Raw genomic sequence first — 16,890 nt, forward strand, 5'->3', positions numbered from 1 at the left:
AACTTCCTAAAGATATCATTTACCCTGAAAACGAAAAGTAGTTTTTATACTTTGAAAGATATATTCTCGAAAAAAAAGCCTCCAGATCACTAAAAACTAGAGGGTTGTGTGCTCTATAAAGAGATTGCTTCGCTCTGCTCGCAATGACGAGTTCTCCTACAACCTAATCGTCCTTGCGTAATAAAGTCCTAAACTCGCGTTAATGAAGAGCAATTCAAAGATTTAGCCATTTACCTATGATTTAAACCATTGTTTCCTTTCCTCATCCAATTGAGAATTTTAATATAGTTTACAAGTTTAAATTTTTAAGATCCCCCCTGAATCCATCTTTCAAAAAACACATCATAGACTTGATAGAATGGATTTCCTTCCTGATTATATTCCTTGTAGATCATTTCTTTGTCTAGGAGAGAGTCTATGGATTTGAAGACTGTAGCGGAACTTCCTAAGTTGTTCTTGGCAATAAAATCCTTGGAGGTAGGGGAATAGACGATTCCAGCCTTGGCTATAGCAACCAATAGTTTCCATTGTTGGGGGCTCAGCAAGGAACGATAGTGGAAAAAAAACACCTCTTGTTCTTTCAGGATATTTTGGGCACAGCCCTGCCAATCTGCTCGGCTTAATTTTTTTTCAGGCACCTGGAAAATTCTATTGCAAAGGTGCTGCACATAATAAGTATGGCATTTGGTCCATTCTAATAGTTCCTCTGCCAATTCTTCTGAAAGTTGTTTTCCGTGACTTGCAAAAATTTTAATTATAAAATCCCGATAGTCATTTTGATTGATTTTTTCAAGTTTGAATGGACTTACACTTTTGAAAAAAGGTCGCTTGGGATCTGAGAAAAGTTCGGAAAGCAGGGATTGTCTACTTCCTGAAAACAGGAATTGGACATTTTGAAGCTGTTGCATTGTGGCTCTAAGCCAAGCATCCGTGTTTTGTTCTGGGTAGAATCTGATTTGTTGAAACTCATCAATTGCTACGATGATAGGTTGGTTGAGATTTTCTAAGAACAGAAAAATATCTGTGACGGGATTTTCTACTTTTTCTAGCTGAAAAGAGACATTAGGAATACCACTAAGTGGATCGAAGCTGATAAGGGGGCGTAATGTTTTGACAAATTCCCAAACTTTCTTTCCTAATGTACTTTTCTCAGGAAAGGCTTGTAGTAGCGCTGAACCTAGTACATCTAGAAATTGCTGTTCATTTTCCGTAGCAAGAATGTCGAGGTAAACAAAAGCTGTGGTCTTAGGGATTAAATGTCGAATGTGAAAGATTAACGCAGTTTTTCCGAGCCGACGATTGCCTATCAGGAGACAGGAATTTCCGTTTTGAAGAAGCTTAGTGATGTGCTTACTTTCCTCTTCCCTATCGCAAAAGTATTGAGGGCCATAGTAGCCACTAGTTGGAAAGGGATTATTTGGGGTTTTTAATTTCATGTGATTATAATTTGTTTTTCAATGGTCATAACCTTTCCCGTGACGAAGGAAACGGGATAGCCTGTCCCGGCCGCCGCGGCGGATCGGGAGAATCTCGCATCATAGATAATCATCCCAGTTTGTGCCATACTCGTCAAGCTAGATTTCATGGTGCTGCATCTAATTCACCAAAGGTAATTTACTAAAAGTAATTTATAAAAAGTAAATTATCGGAGGTAGGGTAAAAGAGGATTGAAGATAGAAATGGCAACCCAGGACGGGTTGAACTTCTTACAAATGGAATTACAAATTCCAAAAGACAGAAAAGCGGAGTTGCAAACTCCGCTTCGGTCAACGCTCATTCTACTCCTAGAAGGGGTTGTGTGCTCTATAAAGAGATTGCTTCGCTCTGCTCGCAATGACGAGTTCTCCTACAACCTAATCGCCCTCGCCACCACCTTCGCCATAATTCCCAATCCTTCAGTATTAGGATGTACTCCGTCAGGAAGGAGGTCTTCATGACCCATAAATGGGGTATAAAGATCCAATAGCTCCGATCCGCTTTGCTTCGCGATATTGATTAGCATCAAGCGCTGTTCGTTGTTCATTACATCAGGCGTAATTCCAAAATTTACCCGAGTCACCGGAACAGGTAAAATCACATAGACTTTTCCATCTGCTGGCATAGTCTTCTTGAACTCAGCGATCATATCCAGGTAATCCTGTTTGAATTCTGAAGCGTATTGCCAGTTCTGCGGCTTGGAGTCATTCGTTCCCAGCATGATCACTAGAATATCCGCCTGAAAGTCTTTCACTTGTTGAAACTGTGGCTCGTTCCAATATGGGTAGTCTCCCTTGCGTAATAAAGTTCTACCGCTGACACCGAAATTGAGTACTTCGTATGCATCGCCCAAAATTGCCTGCATCTGAAGTGGGTAACTGTCAGGATTGTCTCTGCCTGGGCCTTGCGTAATGCTGTTGCCTACACAGGCTACTTTGATGGGAGCTTGCGCAAAAGAGACCGTTGCCAAAGCGAAAAGTGCTACTAAAAGTGAATTAAATTTTTGCATGTGTTTAGGTTTTTGGGGTTGAGATTGATTGGTAAAATACCTCCGTGATACTCCGAAATGTTGCCAGATACCTTAATCTCTTTGTTTGATAGGCTGGAAGACCGATGACGGATGACCGAAGTAGCCGAAATTAAGGACTTTTCCTTATTCTTTATAGGAACATTTAATTATCGAAAAGAAGACTAGTATGAAGAGTGAACAATATTAACCCTCATTCTAATGCTAACTAGGCGCTTTTGCCTATTCCAGCTATCTTTAATCCATGCAGTTTCTTTTTAAAATCTATCAGCGCATTACCTGGCTTTCTCTTGATGTAGTTCTCGGCGCTATGGCGGGAATGCTTTTTTTTGCGCGAGTACTGCAAGTTGAGCAGGACTGGCAGGAGTATGTCTTATTGGGGATGGCTGTTTGGTGTATTTATACCGCAGACCATTTGATGGACGCCAGAAAGTTGGATCCAGATCATGGAAAAGACAGGCATCATTTTCACCTGATTTATCAAAAACCCTTGCTAGTCACTCTTGGGATAGTAGGATGTTTGGGATTGGTTTGGGCAGTACAATTCTTTGGGTTTTCCCAGGAGTTGTATGTTGGAGCTGGACTTGGGGTATTGATTTTGGCAATTATGCTTGGGGTCAGAAAATTGGCAACAAAGCAGGTTCGCCTGAAAGAACTCAGCTCAGCGGTATTCTACGTGGTGGGGATTGCATGGCTGCCTTGGTACGAAACGCCTGAAATCGACTATACTTGGACAGCTTTTGGCCTGACCATTTTATATATGGGCTTGGCCTATTTGAATTTAATCATGCTTTCCAGTTTGGATACCGAATCGGACAGCGAAGCAGGGTTTTCGTCCATCGCCACTATTATCCCTCAGGAGAAACTCAATCCTAGAATTCGCCAATTGGCAATCGGATTAATTCTCGTTGCTTTACTGGGATTACTACTGGTGAATTCTTTGTACAGAATCTTCCCGAGTTTATTAGTGATTATGTTGTTTTTACATTATCTGAGCTTTTTCAGTTCAGGCTTAAATCCAGAACAAATCAGAATGCGGATGGAAGTTGCATTTCTGCTGCCAGCGATTTTGGTTTTGCTTTAGACAAAAGCACTATGTCCTGTAATCGCACGACCTACGATCAGAGAGTTGATTTCCTTGGTGCCTTCATAGCTATAAACTGCCTCGGCATCAGCCACAAATCTCGCAATGTCATGACGCAGCAGAATGCCATTTCCTCCAAAGAGCTCCCGGGAATGATCTACAATTGAGCGCATTCTCAGTGTGCAGAACACCTTAGCCAAAGAGGCGTGCTCGTCTTTTAGAATATCAGCATCCTGCATTTCCGAAAGGCGGAAAACCATCGTTTGCATGGCTGTCAAATCACCGAGCATAGTGACCAAAAGATCCTGAACAAGCTGGAAAGATGCAATTGGTCTTCCGAATTGCTTGCGCTCATTGGTATAAGCCAAAGCCAATTCATACGCCCCACGTGAACAACCCACTGCTTGCCAAGCTACTCCCGCACGAGTCATGCGAAGTACTTTTGCAGTATCCTTAAAAGAATTGGCTTCCTGAAGTCGATCTGTCTCTGGGACTTCACAATTCGTCAGCGTGATCAAAGCATTCTGCACCGTTCGCAGCGCCATCTTATCTTCTAGTTTTTCTGCGAGAAATCCCGGATTGCCTTTTCTTACGATAAATCCCTTGACCTGCTGATCTTCCAAGTCTCGCGCCCAGATGATCGTCATGTCTGAGAAGGTGGCATTTCCTATCCATTTTTTCTGCCCATTGAGAACCCAGGCATCGCCTTCTCGCTTGCAGGTGGTGGTCAATCCTCCTGCTACGCCAGATCCCACTTCAGGTTCCGTCAAGCCAAATGCACCGATTTTTTCGAGTTTTTGCATAGCTGGCAACCATTCCTTTTTTTGCGCCTCTGATCCGCATAGATAAATTGATCCCATTGCCAGCCCACTTTGCACCCCGAAAAATGTAGAGATTGACGTATCTACTCTTGCCATTTCCATAGCTATAAATCCTTCCAGCAAAGCAGAGTGACCCGGGCAGCCGTAGCCCTGATAGGTGAGTCCGGCGATGTCCAATTCGGCCATTTTCGGAATGATCTGCATGGGAAATTCCCCTCGATTCCAATAGTCATTGGCGATGGGCTTAATTTCCCTCTCCATAAATTCCCGAACCCGCAGTTGGATTTCCCGCTCATGGGGCTGTAGGGTTTGGCCCAACTCGTAAAAGTCTCCATTGATGGGAGGGATGGTCTTAGGTTTGCTGCCACCTTTCATCATTCCCATCATTTTTGATAGATCTTCTTCGCTCATTTGTGAGACCAAGCCAACCATTTTAGATATATCTACTTTTTGTGAAAGTTTCGAGATTTGGTCCAGATCGACGCTTGACAAAAGTTTGCGTAATCCACCTAGGGTTTTAAAAACATTTTTCATTTTAGGTTATTTTGGAGTTTATTCTAAATCAGTATCAGTTAAGGTTAAAAAGGTCTTAACATGTGGTAAACACTTAAATTGGCGCTACATCGGTCACCCGTCTTCGGTCTTCCAACCAGGTCAGCAAAGAAATAAGGCCACCGGCATAATTGCTGGTTACCATATTATTACATTCCTTTAAACTAGTGAAAGATCATTACAGTTTCCTCGCTCCATTTTACAATCTCCTGACCAAACTGGTTTTTGGCGAGCAATTGATGCTGGCAAAAACCAGTTTTGCAGAAAATCTATCGAGAAAAAGAATCTTAATTATCGGTGGTGGGGATGGTCTTGACTACCAACAATTCCAAGCTCAGCTATCAGGTGAATACTGGGAAATCTCCCAAGCGATGCTCAGCAAGGCTAAAGTAAATCTGGCAAAAAGCAGTTTGAACTTTAATTTGGACTTTTTCCAAGCCGAAAAGAGAAAGGTATTTGATGAAGTCTGGCTTCATTTTGTGCTGGATACAATGCAGGATGAGGAGATCGTCAGTCTTTTGGGTGAAATTAGAAAAAGTGTTAAGCCAGAAGGGAAGATTTACCTAGCTGATTTTTTTGCTCCCAAAAACAGCTATCAAAGATTTTTGAATAGGAGCATGATTACCTTCTTTAGGATAGTCACGAAGCATAAGCGGGCAACTATTCCTGATTATGAGGAGATTTTGTTTGGAGAGGATTGGAAGAAAAATTCGGAAAAGGAATTCCTTGAAGGCTGGGTAAAAGCTCAGTTATGGGTAAAAACTAAGGCGTTGACTTATTAATAATTGTCATAATCATCTCGTTAAAGTATTTTCCGTTTCCGGGCCCATACCAGTTCATTTCCCGGACTTCGTGGAAGTTTTCATCATACAGCTCATCAGGTGTGATATAGCCAATGTAACCACCATTAAACGTAGTGATTATGAGATTTAAACCTTTGCTTTGCGCCAATCTCTCCCACTTTTCATAAAACACTCCTGACAGTTCTCCGCTTGATGCGATCATCAGTGTGTTGCCTATTTGGGTAATGTCAAGATGAGCATTGGTCTCGCCAAGCAAGTAATTGAACAGCCAGGGACGTAGTCGAATGTTATCTGTAATCCTAAGTTGCGGAGCTCGCAATGAAATCGGCAAGTAGCCTGTTCTGATCCGGTGATTTTTAACTGAATCAAGATAAGTCATCCGAAGATTCAAAGTCGAATCCAGTTTATGAGCATACAACTCGACCATTTCTGGTGTGTTTCCTGGTCTTAATGGCCTCTGGCTTCCTACAGTGCCAGCAGCATACATGGCAAATTCAAACTCGCCAGCTTCCAAGTCCCTTGTCAAGTAATAAGGATAGTCCCCAGATAGTCCCATAAACTTGGTTCTCATCGTGGTAGCATGGGCCGAGTAGGTAAGGAAAGTGGCTTTTTTGCCAGACTTTTTGGTGAAAATAAGTTGGCGGACATAAGGATCTGTAGGACCGTCTTTGACAAATCTATTGGCAACCAAATCCCCTGCATCAGATTTGCGATAGATAATAGAAACAGTGTCTTGGGTAGCAATGGCATTTTCTAAAGCAGAAATACTGCTAGTAACCATCAAGTCCACTATGCTCTGGTCGTATCCGCCAAAAGCAATTTCTCCCATCAGACCAGGCATGTAGCCGCCCATTCCAGAGTGCGTATGCGTAGCAGTAAAAATCACCTGATCCACTGGCAGTTTTGCTTCTTTTATTGCTGCCTGTAGTTGCTCCGCAAGAGAAGGGTGTACGATCAGCAATTCATAATTGAGCCAGGCAATCCGGGTTTTTCCATTGGAAAGAGCCAATGCTTTGACATAGCTACTGTCTTGCACAAACTCATATTTTCCTCTAGGTGCATAGCCAACCAGAGCTGCGGGTTCAGCTGGTGTCATGTTGACGCTAGACCAGCCAGCTATCCAAGTGTCACTCTGAGAATTTGAAAGAGTAGTTTGATCTAATCTCTCGAAAGTTTCCGTATAAAAATCCTGATCCTGAATCGGTGAGCGATCTACTTTGGTTAATACGATCAAGGCAATTGCCACCAAAACAACGAAAGTCCAACATAGGACTTTCGTTGTTTTTAAAAAGATGCTCTTAGCGCTCATTCTGCTTAGTATTCAAAAGTACCGTGCGGGCTGTTGATTGTTACTTTTTTGCCTTGGTAAGGCTCTACCCGACCTATGATCTGTGCTTCTACACCATAAGATTCTGCGATGTCGATGATCTCCTCCGCGTAGCGCTCGTCAAGATAGACTTCCATTCTGTGGCCCATGTTGAAGACTTTGTACATCTCTTTCCAGTCCGTTCCACTTTCTTCTTGGATGATTTGGAAAAGGGGAGGAGTCTCAAAAAGATTGTCTTTGATCACATGCACATCGTCCACAAAGTGAAGCACCTTTGTCTGCGCTCCACCGCTACAATGCACCAAACCATGGATTCTAGGTCTCATGTAATTCAACACATCCACCATAATAGGCGCATAAGTTCTGGTCGGTGAAAGGACTAGCTTGCCAATATTCACAGGAGCTCCTGGAGCAGGGTCTGTTAGATTATATTTTCCTGAGTAAACCAGATCTTCTGGAACTGCCGAATCAAAGCTCTCAGGGTATTTTGTTTTCAATACTTTGTTGAACACATCGTGACGGGCAGAAGTAAGTCCGTTACTTCCCATGCCACCGTTGTATGCTGTTTCATATTTTGCCTGACCAAAAGAAGCCAAACCTACGATCACATCACCGCCTTGAATCTGGTCATTGGAGATTACTTCATCACGACGCATTCTGCAGGTAACCGTGCTATCCACGATGATCGTACGAACTAAGTCTCCCACATCGGCGGTTTCTCCACCGGTGAGAACAGCGTTGACACCATTGTCACGAAGCATTTGAAGAACCTCTTCGGTGCCTTCGATGATCGCGGAAATCACTTCTCCAGGAATTAGGTTTTTATTTCGGCCAATCGTAGAGGAAACGAGGATATTGTTGATAGCACCCACACAAAGCAAATCATCGGTGTTCATGATGATCGCATCTTGGGCGATACCTTTCCACACGCTCACATCGCCAGTCTCTCTCCAGTAGGAATATGCCAAGGAAGATTTGGTTCCGGCCCCATCAGCATGCATGATATTGCAGAAGTCAGGATCGTTTCCAAGTGTGTCTTCCACGATCTTACAAAATGCCTTAGGATATAGACCCTTATCAAGTTTTGAAATGGCCTGATGCACATCTTCTTTGGAGGCGGAAACTCCGCGCTGCATGTATCGCTCGTTCATGAAGGCAAAGTTAATAGGTTCTCCGCAAAATGGATGAATAAGAGGTGTAAAGTTGGCGGTGGTGAAATCAATAACCACAAAGTTCGCAAAAAGAGCACAGATTAAATGTTTGGATGATTACTTAGAGCAAGCACACTTAACGTGGTTCAAATCCGCCTAGCGTCGGACAGCCCTCATCACTTAGTCCTAAATTATTGTAATCTTCATTAGGAATATGGTGAGAAACCTGATTTCCAATTTAGAGTTGGTTTGTCGGAAGAAATATGTATGGTGTTTTTGTGAAATTGTAAAATGTGTATATTGTGTAAAACTATACACATCATGAGGACGAATATTGAAATTGATGAAAACCTAATGGAGGAAGCAATGAAAGCTTCTGGATTGACTACAAAGAAAGCTACAGTAGAGGAGGGTTTGAGATTGATTCTAACCTTGAAAAAACAAAAGCGGATTAAAGAATATCGAGGTAAATTAAAATGGGAAGGTGATTTGGAAAAAATGAGGACAGATTCATGATTCTGGTAGATTCTTCTGTTTGGATAGATTATTTTAATGGAAGGAAGAATTTGCAAACTGATTTTTTGCATGAAGCACTTGGTCAGGAAATAGTCTGCACAGGTGATTTGATAATGACTGAAGTTCTTCAAGGTTTTAATTCAGACAAGAGCTTTTCAGATGCTCTAAGTTTTTTCGAGGATTTACACTTTTTTAGCCTTGGTGGAAAAGAATTAGCAGTTGCATCAGCTCAGAATTTCAGGTTTTTAAGGAAAAAAGGAATCACGATCCGCAAAACAATTGATGTTGTTATAGCTACGTTTTGCATCAAAAATGAAGTGTATCTTCTTCACAGTGATAAAGACTTTGATCCAATTGTGATTCATTTGGGGTTGAAGTCTGTGATTTAAATGAATTCCTGAAAGTGTCACAAAAAAAGCCGAAGACTTTCCAGCCATCGACTTATTCTGTTTTTTAATTATAAAGTGGAAATGGATTTTCACGAACGGTCAAATTAAATCATCGCGAAATCACTGCTTTTACTGCAGTTAAAGCATTTCCTGAGTAGTAACTCAAGAATGTTCCAGTACCATCTCTTTCACGCATTCCACCCAGGTATTTTCAGAATTCAAGCTAGGAACCAAGTCCCATTCTTCACCGCCCCCTTCGAGGAATTTGTCTCTGTATTCTCCGGCTACTTCCACGGTAGTTTCAAGGCAATCAGCCACAAAAGCCGGGGAGAATGCCAAGACTTTCTTCACTCCTTGCTTATTCAACTCATCAATTACATCATCCGTATAGGGCTTCACCCAAGGATCTTTACCTAATCTGGATTGAAAGCAATTCACAGTTTTTTCTTCTGGGATTCCTAGTTTCTCGGCTATCAATCGAGTCGTTTTGAAGCATTGAGCACGATAGCAATAATGGTTTTTTGCGCCATATTTATTACAGCAAGCACCAAGCTGGCAATAGCCATCCACGGAACCTTTGAGTATGTGTCGCTCAGGAAGTCCGTGGTAAGAGAAGAGGATTTTATCGTATTCTTTTCCTTCCAGCATTGCTCTTCCTCGCTCCGCCCAAGCCTCTAGAAATAGAGGTTGCTCTATGAAATTACTGATAAATGAAATGTCAGGAATGATTTGCCAGCCTCTGGCAATTTCCATCACTTTGTCCTGTACGGAGCCTGTGGAGGCAGAAGCATATTGCGGAAAGAGTGGAAGTACGATGATTTTGGTGACATGTGCTTTTCGCAATTCCTGCAATCCAGCTTCTATGGAAGGCGTTTGATAGCGCATCGCTATAGCCACTTTGTACTGCTTAGAATCAAGTTTTTCTATCAATCGGTCTCTAAGATCCTCTGTATGAAAAAGTAAGGGAGAGCCTCTATCTGTCCAAAGTTTGCGGTATTCGTGAGCTGATTTGGGTGCTCGAAAAGGTGCTATAATGAGGTTGATCAGCATCCACCTTGAGATAAATGGGATATCGATCACACGTGCATCCATTAGAAATTCGCGAAGGTATTTTCTTACGTCGCCGGTAGCGGTACTGTCTGGAGTTCCCAGGTTCACCAGCAAAACGCCGGTTTTTCCGGTTTTAGTCATGTGTGCTCTTATTGAGAGAATATTTGAATGAGAACCCAAAAATACGTCCGATTGTTAGAATTCGCCAATTGATCTTGAGAATCAACGATTGAAAAATACAGTTAGATTTTCAGATTTCTCGCCCAGCCTATCAAAGGACCCGCACTCATGCTGGCGATTATCGCCAAAATTACTAAACCTATAAAGAGGGGTTCAGTCACCAATCCATTCTCTAAAGCGATCAATCCCAGTACGATATCCATACTTCCACGTGTACTCATTCCAAAGCCGGCAACGATAGATTCTTTACGTGGAACTCCGGCAAGTCTACCTCCAAAATAGGCCCCATAATATTTGGTCACTAACCCAACAATAATGACAACTCCGACGATTCCTGGGTCAAATCCTGTGATAAAATTGACCTTCAGTCCAATCGAAACAAAGAAGATAGGAGCGAAAATATTATTGATAAACTGGTGTAAAATTTCCTTAGCTTTTTCTGTCAAATACTCCGAATCTCCAAGCGCTACTCCGATGATGAAAGCACCAAATATGGCGTGGATTCCAATGAATTCAGTGAAAGAAGCAGCTAGAAAACACAAGGCTAGCGAAAGCGAAAGTAAGCCTCCTGGCCATGCTAATTTTTTGTTGATCCATGGCAGTACTCTATTGATCAATCCTTTCCCAATAGTCAACATAACTAGCGTGAATAGTAAGGTTAGACCGATCGTGGGCCAAACCCCAAAGCCTTCACTTCCAGACTCTGATAGCGATAAAATCACTGAGAATATAAGCCATCCAAGTACATCAACGATCATCGCACCAGCTATAATGAGCAGGCCAGAGGAAGTTTTGAACAGATTCAAATCCATGAGAATCCGGGCTACAATTGCCAGTCCTGTGATGGAAATAGCAAGTCCAAAGAAGGTGGATGCGACTACTCTGTCATTGATATTGACTCCCAGAAACTCAGGGAAAGCATACGCCACCACAAATCCAGCAATAATCGGGAGGATCATTGAAGCTACAGCAATATACAAGGCCTTTTTGCCCTGACTNAAGCATACGCCACCACAAATCCAGCAATAATCGGGAGGATCATTGAAGCTACAGCAATATACAAGGCCTTTTTGCCCTGACTCCACACAATATGCAATTCCACTTCCAGACCTGCGATGAATAGCAATAACACAACCGAGATCTGTACGAAGCCATCGAAAGCTATATTGGTCATTTCATGGCCCCCAAATAAATACTCGTGCGCACCAGGGAAGAAATTACCAAGGATGGTAGGTCCGAGAATAATTCCGGCAAATATTTCACCCACCACGGCAGGTTGTTTGAATTTTCTTGCGAGTTCAGCAAAGACTCTTGCCAGAATAAGAATAGATGCGAGTTGAAGGAGTAAATTAATTACCTCCTTATGGTCTAAAGTTTCCATGGAGGTTTAATTTTTTACTATAAGTAAATTACATGGCAAAGTGGTCAATAAATCTTCTAAGTGATGCGGGAAAATTCTGTCGAAGAAATTGAGATTATAATCATCTCCCACGACGAGAAGATCTGCATCGATTTTTTCACAGAACCTAGCTAACTCCACAGCCCATCTTCCACCCGTCACTTTTATGTTTATTTTCAATTTTCCCTGGTCTATTTTTTTTAATATCTCCTCCACATACTGCATTTCATTCTGGACCAGCTGTCGACGAGTCTGTGACGCTTCCTCTTCCGAATCTTCGCTTGCTGTTCCCATCTGTAGACCATACATTTTTATTTCGTTCAAGATATAAACCTGATCAGCTTGGACGTATTTGGAAAAAATAATTCCACACTCAACTACATGTGGGGTGATGTCCAGTTCCGTTCCATTAAGCACCACTTTTTCAAAAACAGTGGAGGCAACCTTTGGCTCAATTAGCGTTAAAACTGAGCATGGAGCTTTACGGATAATTTTTCTACCTACTGACCCCATGTAATAGGTCAATAATCCCTCGCGCTTCAAGGCTCCAGCCACGAGTAAATCAGCTTTTTCTTCCTTACACGCTTCGATGATCATTTTCACCGGTTTCCCCTCTTTCCAGATCAGTTTAGTTTTGAGTTGATCTAACCCTGTTTTGCCAATAATTTCATCGAGTTTTGCTTCGAGTTCATCGGTCTTTTTACCAATATGAATTAGGATCAGTTCAGAGTCAAAGAGCTGAACTAGACGTTTTGTTTCCGAAATAAGAGCTTCCATCCTAGGAGAGAAAGCTATGGCAAGGGCTACTTTTTGATACATTTTGAAAAAGCTAATGACCTGAAATAAGCGAATTTTCCGCATCTGTCCAACATCCCTGCTACAACTCCATTTATCCCAATTCATATCCATTCAAGAGCTATTTCTTCATTCTGAAAAAGGAAAGGGCATTTTATCCCGGATTTTTAGTAAAATTTAGGTATCGATCTTTTTAAAGATATTACAAATCAGAAAGTTTAAACCCAAGAGATTTATAAAATCGAGCTTGACTCAAGCGTCACACAGGGGATAATTATTAGTCCCGGTAAACTCACTCGACTATTTCTCTAAAAGGACTAAAAAATTTAACTTATAAACAGATGAATAAAAAACTACTTGGCTGGTTGCTGATCGGAGGTATGAGCCTTTCGGGAGCTGCGCTAGCGCAGTCAGATTATCCTACACTCAGTCAGGTCAATCAGCGTTTGCAGGGGGTGGCTTCCAATGCCTCAGCTGAACTCACCTCACTCACTAAAACTGAAGGTGGCAAAGATATTTGGGTGCTAAAAGTAGGTGCCGGACAACTGGATCAAAAGCCTGCCATCGCTGTGGTCGGTGGAGTAGAGGGCAACCAAGTTTTGAGTGTGGAGCTAGCAGTTCAATTTGCGGAAAAATTAGTTACATACCACTCAGATGCACTTGAAAACACCACGTTTTACATTTTCCCTAACATGTCTCCAGATGCATACGAGCAATACCATGCTTCGCTCAAATATGAAAGAAGAGGGAATGCAGTATCTGTAGATCATGACCGTGATGGTATGCCGGGTGGAAGTGGATATACAGATCTGAATGGTGATGGAATGATCACCATGATGCGTGTGGAAGACCCTATGGGGGACTATTTAATCTCCAAAAAAGATGAGCGTGTCCTTGTAAAAGCAGATAAGTCCAAAGGAGAGGCAGGTAAATACTCTCTTTATAAAGAATCAATCGACTATGATAAGGATGGAGAATTTGCCGAGGATTTGAATGAAGGAATTGCTTTCAATAAGTCTTTGACTTATAAATTCCCGGTATTTGAACCGTTGGCTGGTGACATGCCTGTGACGCAAAAAGAGTCGAGAGCAATGCTGGATTATTTGTTTGAGCAATGGAATATTTTTGCATTTGTTACTTTTTCCCCAGCCAACAATTTGTCTTCGCCATTGAAGTACAATGCTGGAAATGCTGAAAAGCGTGTTGTGACTTCCATTTTGGAAAAAGATCAAGCGATTAATGCGATGGTTTCTGATTTATATAAAGAAACAGTGAAGCAGAAAGCCTATCAGCAGGACAACCAAGGAACAGATGGAGATTTCTTTCAGTGGGCTTATTTCCATTTTGGCAGATTGAGCTTCGGTACCCCAGGCTATTGGATTCCTGAGTACACAGATTCTACAGGCAAAGGCATGTCAAATGCAGAGATAAATTACTTGGCTTGGGCAGATTCTCTTGGGATGAATGATGTTTTTGTCCCTTGGATAGAAGTGCAGCATCCTGACTTTCCTGACAAAAAAGTGGAAGTTGGTGGAATAAAGCCTTTTGTGATGACCACTCCTCCTTTTGAAAAAATGAGCGAAATCGTCGGTCAGCATACAGATTTCATCCTAAAATTGGCGGAGATGCAGCCGAAACTGGAAATCCATAACGTCAAAACTGAATCACTGGGAAATGGACTGACCCGCGTGACTATGGATTTGTTCAACAATTCTCCAATCCCTACACATTCAGAATTGGGAGAGCGATCACGCTGGCTGCGTAAAATAAGAATTGACATGGATACTGAGAACATCGTCTCTGGAAATAAAATTGAGCTTATGGATTCATTGGGAGCTTTTGAGAAAGCCAGCTTCAGCTGGATCATCAAAGGATCGGGGAATGTGACAGTAAAAGCCGGTGCTTCACATACGGGCTTCACTTCTACCACTGTAAAACTCTAAGCCATGAAAAAGATGAAATCGAGCATTGAAATGAGCTTGACACGAAAAATAATTTTTGCCATGCGAGATTCCATATGGCCAATGGAAGAAAATTATAAACATATGAAAACAACGAAAATTCTCATTGTCTTGGCTGTAGTTGCACTTAGCCTTGGAAGTTATAAAGCAGAAGCACAAGAGAAATTTTTCCGTGCAATAGGGACTCCACACAATCCTACGGTGGAAATCGCATTCAACCGATATTATACATACGAAGGTCTTGTCGAAAACATGAAAAAAATTGCAGCGGTGCATCCTGACATTGCTAAACTTGAATCTATTGGCAAATCGTATGAAGGACGCGATATGTGGACCCTGACAATTACAGATTTTTCCACTGGAAAAGATACCGACAAACCGGGTATGTGGATCGATGGGAACATTCACTCCAATGAAATTCAGGGAGGAGAATTCTCTCTTTACGGAGCTTGGTATCTTACCGAAATGTTTGCTGATAATGAATTTATTCAGCAGCTATTGAAGGATAAGGTCTTTTATATTACTCCGACGATCAATCCTGACGCAAGAAATAATTTCTTCTTGGAGCCAAATACAGCGAATTCACCGCGGTCTGGAATGATGACTCTGGATAACGACGGAGATGGAGTAGCTGGTGAGGATGGCATGGATGACCTGGATGGAGATGGCAACATAACGATGATGATCAGGAAATCATCTACCGGGCGCTACATCAAAGATCCACAAGATCCGCGCAAGCTAATAATGGTAGGCGCAGATAAGGTAGGTAAATACGAAATGCTTGGCCAAGAAGGTACAGATGGTGATGGTGATGGTCGCGTTAATGACGATGGAGTAGGTTATTATGATCCAAACCGTGATTGGGGATGGAACTGGCAGCCAGATTATATCCAGCGTGGAGCGTTGAAATACCCATTTACATTGCCTGAAAACCGCTCCGTTATGGATTTCGTGATGAAGCATCCAAATATCGCTGGAGCTCAGAGTTTCCACAATTCAGGTGGGATGATACTTCGAGGTCCAGGAGCAGAGGAAGATGTAAGCACTTATAATCGAAATGACATTCGTATCTACGATGCGCTTGGGAAGAAGGGCGAAGAAATGATTCCTGGTTACCGCTACCTGACTGTTTACAAAGATTTGTATTCCGTGTTTGGAGGTGAGCTAGATTGGTTTTACGGAGTCAGAGGAGTATTCACCTTCTCCAATGAGCTGATGGTTCCATATCTTTATTTCCACAAAGAATCGGGTGGACAAAATGAAATGTTCGAAGTAGATGAATTTTTGACTATGGGCGATGCATTTGTCAACTGGCATGAGTTTGATCATCCGCAGTTTGGAACCGTGGAAATTGGAGGGTTTAAGAAAAACTTCGGCCGTGCTCATCCAGGATTCTTGCTTGAGCAGGATGCACATAGAAATGTAGCTTTCACCATTTATCACGCTTACCATACTCCAAAACTTTCCGTAATGGATGTGAAGGAACAAGATCTTGGTGGAGGATTGAAAGCTATCACAGCTACGATCTTCAACGAGCGCTTAATGCCAACTCATGCGAGTCAGGATCTCAAGTACAAAATCGAACGACCTGATTACGTAACGCTTTCCGGAGCCAAAGTTGTCGCAGGTTTTCTGGTGGAAGATGAAGACTTCAATAAGATGACGGAGCAGAAATTGACTCCTGAGAAAATCTCTGTGGCTAATGTCCCAGGAATGACTGGAGTAAAAGTGAAATGGATCGTGTCTTCAGGATCTAACTTTTCCATTACGGTTGATTCTGCCAAAGGTGGAAAGGCTAGTTGGGAGAAATAAGTATGCAGTTACAGTGAGCAGTCTCAAGAGTTGTTCATAAGATTGTCTGCAGAAACTGAAAATAAGATAATGCGGAGCAGACATGCTCCGTATTTTTTTGAGGGGTATTTCGGGTTAAACCAGGGTGGCCACGGAGGTTTGCGCGGATGTTACGATTTTTGATTTATATTTCTACTAGTGGTGTATCTATTTGTCCCTTTAGGGACGAACTATGGGTAGAAAAATAAATGTATGTAAAACAGCCGTGCCTTTAGGTACGGCTCAATAATTTGGAAACAACAGTGCTGTACCTTTCGGCACAGCTGTTTTGCGTCCAGTTTTCTTTTTACGCACAGCAAGCCCCGATGGGGCTCTCCATGTATAAATAATTATCCTGCTTTTCCAGGAGCTGAATAACAATAAACAGTGGATAATAACGGATAATTAAACCGTGATTATGCATTAGGAATAGAAAAACATTGATAATTGTTTGAATGGAGGATAAAAAAGGGGATTTTTAACAGGATCAACATTCACCAAAATGGTTAATCTTCCTATCGAATATTCA

The 16,890-nt window shown here is 42.0% G+C and carries 16 protein-coding genes; 6 read left to right on the forward strand and 10 right to left on the reverse strand.

The genetic code is table 11. From position 1 onward, the window contains the following. Window positions 1-305: 305 nt before the first annotated feature. The 3 genes from U3A58_RS08395 to U3A58_RS08405 all read right to left on the reverse strand — a co-directional run bounded on the left by U3A58_RS08395 (window position 306) and on the right by U3A58_RS08405 (window position 2,485). Window positions 306-1,436 (reverse strand): AAA family ATPase, encoded by a 1,131-nt coding sequence (locus U3A58_RS08395; RefSeq protein WP_323822968.1) that lies wholly within the window; start codon window positions 1,434-1,436, stop codon window positions 306-308. Beyond that, window positions 1,433-1,585: a hypothetical protein gene (locus U3A58_RS08400; RefSeq protein ID WP_323822969.1), complete on the reverse strand. Its 153-nt coding sequence runs from the start codon at window positions 1,583-1,585 to the stop codon at window positions 1,433-1,435. Before U3A58_RS08400 ends, U3A58_RS08395 begins: the two co-directional genes overlap by 4 nt. A gap of 261 nt (window positions 1,586-1,846) precedes the next feature. Then, window positions 1,847-2,485 (reverse strand): GDSL-type esterase/lipase family protein, encoded by a 639-nt coding sequence (locus tag U3A58_RS08405; protein ID WP_323822970.1) that lies wholly within the window; start codon window positions 2,483-2,485, stop codon window positions 1,847-1,849. Window positions 2,486-2,747: 262 nt separating this feature from the next. Between U3A58_RS08405 and U3A58_RS08410 the strand changes: the two genes are divergently transcribed. Then, on the forward strand, window positions 2,748-3,587 hold the full coding sequence (locus U3A58_RS08410; RefSeq protein WP_323822971.1) for a hypothetical protein: 840 nt from the start codon (window positions 2,748-2,750) through the stop codon (window positions 3,585-3,587). Here the strand turns inward: U3A58_RS08410 and U3A58_RS08415 are convergent. Next, window positions 3,584-4,942: an acyl-CoA dehydrogenase family protein gene (locus U3A58_RS08415; protein WP_323822972.1), complete on the reverse strand. Its 1,359-nt coding sequence runs from the start codon at window positions 4,940-4,942 to the stop codon at window positions 3,584-3,586. The genes U3A58_RS08410 and U3A58_RS08415 overlap by 4 nt on opposite strands. A 185-nt stretch (window positions 4,943-5,127) precedes the next feature. Here U3A58_RS08415 and U3A58_RS08420 point away from each other — a divergent pair, with 185 nt between their 5' ends. Further along, window positions 5,128-5,742 (forward strand): class I SAM-dependent methyltransferase, encoded by a 615-nt coding sequence (locus U3A58_RS08420; RefSeq protein ID WP_323822973.1) that lies wholly within the window; start codon window positions 5,128-5,130, stop codon window positions 5,740-5,742. Here U3A58_RS08420 and U3A58_RS08425 read toward each other — a convergent pair. Both U3A58_RS08425 and U3A58_RS08430 read right to left on the reverse strand, forming a co-directional pair. Then, entirely contained in the window at window positions 5,723-7,072 is a 1,350-nt protein-coding gene (locus tag U3A58_RS08425; RefSeq protein WP_323822974.1) for a neutral/alkaline non-lysosomal ceramidase N-terminal domain-containing protein, read from the reverse strand. The two genes, U3A58_RS08420 and U3A58_RS08425, sit on opposite strands and share 20 nt — an antisense overlap. A 5-nt stretch (window positions 7,073-7,077) precedes the next feature. Beyond that, window positions 7,078-8,241, reverse strand: a complete 1,164-nt coding sequence (locus U3A58_RS08430; protein ID WP_323822975.1) for an AIR synthase related protein — start codon at window positions 8,239-8,241, stop codon at window positions 7,078-7,080. A gap of 321 nt (window positions 8,242-8,562) precedes the next feature. Here U3A58_RS08430 and U3A58_RS08435 point away from each other — a divergent pair, with 321 nt between their 5' ends. Then, window positions 8,563-8,757 carry a type II toxin-antitoxin system VapB family antitoxin gene (locus U3A58_RS08435; protein WP_146916524.1) on the forward strand — a complete coding sequence of 65 codons (195 nt, stop codon included), beginning with the start codon at window positions 8,563-8,565 and terminating at the stop codon, window positions 8,755-8,757. After that, window positions 8,754-9,146, forward strand: a complete 393-nt coding sequence (vapC, locus tag U3A58_RS08440) for a type II toxin-antitoxin system VapC family toxin (RefSeq protein ID WP_323822976.1) — start codon at window positions 8,754-8,756, stop codon at window positions 9,144-9,146. The genes U3A58_RS08435 and vapC overlap by 4 nt, the downstream gene beginning before the upstream one ends. A gap of 162 nt (window positions 9,147-9,308) precedes the next feature. Here vapC and hemH read toward each other — a convergent pair whose 3' ends face one another. From hemH to U3A58_RS08460, 4 genes are all read right to left on the reverse strand, one after another. Beyond that, entirely contained in the window at window positions 9,309-10,337 is a 1,029-nt protein-coding gene (gene hemH, locus U3A58_RS08445) for a ferrochelatase (RefSeq protein WP_323822977.1), read from the reverse strand. 101 nt (window positions 10,338-10,438) lie between these two features. Next, window positions 10,439-11,335 (reverse strand): cation:proton antiporter, encoded by an 897-nt coding sequence (locus tag U3A58_RS08450; RefSeq protein WP_323822978.1) that lies wholly within the window; start codon window positions 11,333-11,335, stop codon window positions 10,439-10,441. Between the two features lie 5 nt (window positions 11,336-11,340). Then, the gene (locus tag U3A58_RS08455) at window positions 11,341-11,757 is read right to left on the reverse strand and encodes a cation:proton antiporter (protein ID WP_323822979.1); all 417 of its coding nucleotides are present in this window, start codon (window positions 11,755-11,757) and stop codon (window positions 11,341-11,343) included. A 6-nt stretch (window positions 11,758-11,763) separates the two neighbouring features. Next, entirely contained in the window at window positions 11,764-12,594 is an 831-nt protein-coding gene (locus tag U3A58_RS08460) for a universal stress protein (RefSeq protein ID WP_323822980.1), read from the reverse strand. A gap of 317 nt (window positions 12,595-12,911) precedes the next feature. Here U3A58_RS08460 and U3A58_RS08465 point away from each other — a divergent pair, with 317 nt between their 5' ends. Both U3A58_RS08465 and U3A58_RS08470 read left to right on the forward strand, forming a co-directional pair. Continuing rightward, entirely contained in the window at window positions 12,912-14,513 is a 1,602-nt protein-coding gene (locus U3A58_RS08465) for a M14 family metallopeptidase (RefSeq protein ID WP_323822981.1), read from the forward strand. A 102-nt stretch (window positions 14,514-14,615) separates the two neighbouring features. Next, the gene (locus U3A58_RS08470; protein ID WP_323822983.1) at window positions 14,616-16,343 is read left to right on the forward strand and encodes a M14 family metallopeptidase; all 1,728 of its coding nucleotides are present in this window, start codon (window positions 14,616-14,618) and stop codon (window positions 16,341-16,343) included. Window positions 16,344-16,890 lie beyond the last annotated feature (547 nt).

Source organism: Algoriphagus persicinus (genome assembly GCF_035156415.1).
Classification (GTDB): Bacteria; Bacteroidota; Bacteroidia; order Cytophagales; family Cyclobacteriaceae; genus Algoriphagus; species Algoriphagus persicinus.

Excerpts from the sequence above, each read along its gene's own strand:
- U3A58_RS08395 (WP_323822968.1), bottom strand. The coding sequence starts at position 1,436 with ATGAAATTAAAAACCCCAAATAATCCCTTTCCAACTAGTGGCTACTAT.
- U3A58_RS08400 (WP_323822969.1), bottom strand. The coding sequence starts at position 1,585 with ATGAAATCTAGCTTGACGAGTATGGCACAAACTGGGATGATTATCTAT.
- U3A58_RS08405 (WP_323822970.1), bottom strand. The coding sequence starts at position 2,485 with ATGCAAAAATTTAATTCACTTTTAGTAGCACTTTTCGCTTTGGCAACG.
- U3A58_RS08410 (WP_323822971.1), top strand. The coding sequence starts at position 2,748 with ATGCAGTTTCTTTTTAAAATCTATCAGCGCATTACCTGGCTTTCTCTT.
- U3A58_RS08415 (WP_323822972.1), bottom strand. The coding sequence starts at position 4,942 with ATGAAAAATGTTTTTAAAACCCTAGGTGGATTACGCAAACTTTTGTCA.
- U3A58_RS08425 (WP_323822974.1), bottom strand. The coding sequence starts at position 7,072 with ATGAGCGCTAAGAGCATCTTTTTAAAAACAACGAAAGTCCTATGTTGG.
- U3A58_RS08430 (WP_323822975.1), bottom strand. The coding sequence starts at position 8,241 with ATGAACGAGCGATACATGCAGCGCGGAGTTTCCGCCTCCAAAGAAGAT.
- U3A58_RS08435 (WP_146916524.1), top strand. The coding sequence starts at position 8,563 with ATGAGGACGAATATTGAAATTGATGAAAACCTAATGGAGGAAGCAATG.
- vapC (WP_323822976.1), top strand. The coding sequence starts at position 8,754 with ATGATTCTGGTAGATTCTTCTGTTTGGATAGATTATTTTAATGGAAGG.
- hemH (WP_323822977.1), bottom strand. The coding sequence starts at position 10,337 with ATGACTAAAACCGGAAAAACCGGCGTTTTGCTGGTGAACCTGGGAACT.
- U3A58_RS08450 (WP_323822978.1), bottom strand. The coding sequence starts at position 11,335 with ATGATCCTCCCGATTATTGCTGGATTTGTGGTGGCGTATGCTTTCCCT.
- U3A58_RS08460 (WP_323822980.1), bottom strand. The coding sequence starts at position 12,594 with ATGTATCAAAAAGTAGCCCTTGCCATAGCTTTCTCTCCTAGGATGGAA.
- U3A58_RS08465 (WP_323822981.1), top strand. The coding sequence starts at position 12,912 with ATGAATAAAAAACTACTTGGCTGGTTGCTGATCGGAGGTATGAGCCTT.
- U3A58_RS08470 (WP_323822983.1), top strand. The coding sequence starts at position 14,616 with ATGAAAACAACGAAAATTCTCATTGTCTTGGCTGTAGTTGCACTTAGC.